This is a genomic window from Chamaesiphon polymorphus CCALA 037 (assembly GCF_003003845.1).
Classification (GTDB): Bacteria; Cyanobacteriota; Cyanobacteriia; order Cyanobacteriales; family Chamaesiphonaceae; genus Chamaesiphon; species Chamaesiphon polymorphus.
In genome coordinates this window covers 1-2,682 of sequence record NZ_PVWO01000650.1, presented here as the reverse complement: position 1 = coordinate 2,682, position 2,682 = coordinate 1, and the positions used below count along the sequence as shown (strand labels likewise).

At 47.9% G+C, this 2,682-nt stretch carries 2 protein-coding genes; one reads left to right on the top strand and one right to left on the bottom strand.

Annotation, left to right across the window (positions count from 1 at the left end):
• Positions 1 to 41: 41 nt before the first annotated feature.
• Complete coding sequence (locus C7B77_RS27765; protein WP_106312681.1) at positions 42 to 458, top strand: hypothetical protein; 417 nt, start codon at positions 42 to 44, stop codon at positions 456 to 458.
• On the opposite strand, the gene C7B77_RS27760 is transcribed toward C7B77_RS27765, so the two are convergent.
• On the bottom strand, positions 455 to 2,682 hold a 2,228-nt coding region (locus C7B77_RS27760; RefSeq protein ID WP_106312678.1), incomplete at its 5' end, for an NHLP bacteriocin export ABC transporter permease/ATPase subunit. The genes C7B77_RS27765 and C7B77_RS27760 overlap by 4 nt on opposite strands.

The following is a 2,682-nucleotide window of genomic DNA, read 5'->3' as shown; positions in this document are numbered from 1 at the left end:
GTAGTTAGATATTATCAATTTTAACTTTACCAATCAGCCTCATGAAGCTAATTTCGACCTTACTGGCGATCGCCTGCACTGGCTTAATGACACCCGTCCTGGCTAGTGAATTTAACGGATTGAACGATCGATGTCAACCCGCACCAACAGCTCCAGAACAATGGACGATTAGGCAGACTTTTAATTTTACCGATCGAGGTAAATCTTACAAGCTTGTATACTCTAGTACTAACGATGGTAGTGGTTCGCTGTGTTTATTACAAGGTACGTCTGCCAAATCGGTTAGTTACAAACCAAACTGGTATCTCGATCGAGTCGAGCGGGGCAGTGCGAAAGTTTTTAACGTTCAGATCCACGATGGCAACGGTAATAGTTCGCCGACGATTAAGTATCGCTTGAATCTAACTCAGCCGCAAAATCCTCAATTTACCGTCTTAAAGCAGTGGATTATGGATTAGTCTAACTGTCTGGCAACTAATCGTGCAAATAGTCCTTCTTGATTTACCAACTCATCAAAAGTACCCGATTGCACGACAATCCCTGCTTCCACCACATAAATGCGATCGGCATTCCGAATCGTACTCAGACGGTGAGCGATGACGACGCGAGTTGCATTCATCCGATCTAAACTATCTGTGACAATGGTTTGAGTTTGATTGTCGAGGGCACTTGTCGCCTCATCCATCAGCAGAATTTTGGGTTTTAAGACCAGCGAGCGGGCGATTAAGAGTCTTTGTCGTTGTCCGCCCGAAAGATTGGTGCCCCCCTCGCTCACGATCGTATGCATTCCCATCGGCATATCTTTAATATCTGCATCAAAACCTGCCATTCGAGCGGCTTCCCAGGCTTCGTCTAAAGTTACTAATGCCCCAGCAGCGATGCTGTCAAAAATTGGAGCTGTGGAGATGCGGACATTTTGCAATACCACGCCTAATTGACGTCGTACCGCTTGAACTTCGAGTCCAGCTAGATCTTGCCCATCGTAAGTAACAGTACCGCTAGCGGGGTGCTCGAAGCCTAATAATAAGCGAAATACGGTCGATTTGCCGCTGCCACTGGGGCCGACGAGCGCGATAAATTCGCCTGGATCGGCATGGACGCTGACATTATTGAGGATGAGTGGGCCATCTTCCCGATAGCGAAAATTGACGTGTTCTAGCGCAATCCGCCCTGTCAATCGCCCTGGATCGGCCTTGCTGGGATCGGACTCCATTGTTGTTTGGATAATCGGTTTGGCGCGTTCCCACAGGGGAATGACTTCTAAAATATTACTGAGGGTGTTACTAATTTCGATCGCGCCACTGAGATAAGTGGAAAAGGCGGTATTAAATGCCAAAAATGTTCCTGCTGAGAGTCCACCTGGCTTATTTTCAGAGACGGCAATTTGGATAAACAGAATCGCAAACCAAAATATCAAGACAGAACCGATCGTGGGTAACACTTCATTGAAAACACTCAGGCTATCATCGATGTGTTTGATCGATGATTCTAGTTTCATGCGTTCGTGGTATTTTTTGGCCCAAGATCCAAATGCCCGCTCTTCAGCAGCCGCAACCCGCAACTTAGATACACCCTGGATCAGTTCGACTGTCAGCCCATCTATGTCTCCATCGATTTGCTCTTGAGTCCGTTGTTTTTTGACGGTGATCCGACTGGAGACAACCGTGACAATACTCACGACGATACTCAGCCCCACTCCTACCAATGCGAGTGGGACGCTATAAGTAAACATCAACCCCAGGTTGAGGAGTGCGAAGAGACCGCCTAAGAGTGCCTTTTGGGTCGAACCGCTCAGATGAGAGCGAATTTGACCGATCGCCATCACCCGAGTGACGAGATCTCCAGAGGAATATTCTCTAAAGAATCCTGGACTCAATTTGAGCACTCGATCCCATAGAGCGGGCTGAAGCGACGCATCGGCAGCACTTTCTACTCTAAGCGTAATAATTTGTTGTGATAGATTAAAGGCGGCTTGACCGAAAGCGGCAGCAAATAGAGCCAATCCTAGTTGGAGGAGGAGGTTAGTGTTGCTGTCGGGAATGGCATCGTTGACTAACATTGCCGTAGCTTGGGGAGTCACCATCCCCAGTAACGATGTCACGATCCCCAAGGCAAAAATAAAGACAACATCGATTTCATGGCCCTTAATGCCAAACATAAAAATCTGGACGGCATTGTCAACAAATAAGGGCAGCGGTCGGTAAAATACGTAGGCTTCGGTTTGGAGATTGGCGATCTTATCAGCATTCAGGCTCGTTTTGGTTCCTAGCTCTGGATCGAAGACCTGGTAACGATTACCCGATTGTGGTAATAAAGCAACTGGGAGATCGGCTTTGGTGTAAGCCAAGATGGCACCGTGTTCCTGTTTCCACCATTCCCCAGTTAGCGATACTCGCCGAGTTCGACACTGCGAAGCGCGGGCGATCGCTTCGACTGGATCTTTGATTCGATCGCTGTCTTCGGAGGCTGGTATCGGTAAAATCTTAATGCCCATGGCTTTACCTACTGCCCCTGCCGCGATCGACAAGTTATTGCCAACAGTCGGTACTTCGGAGATTGAGGGTTCCAATACTCCCACTAAATCGTCCATCGAGCTTTCGATCGTCTGGCGATTGAGTTGTTGTCGTTCTTGGAAGCGACGGAATTCTGACTCGATTTGCTGTTGCTCTAAGAGATTGAAGT

Excerpts from the sequence above, each read along its gene's own strand:
- C7B77_RS27765 (WP_106312681.1), top strand. The coding sequence starts at position 42 with ATGAAGCTAATTTCGACCTTACTGGCGATCGCCTGCACTGGCTTAATG.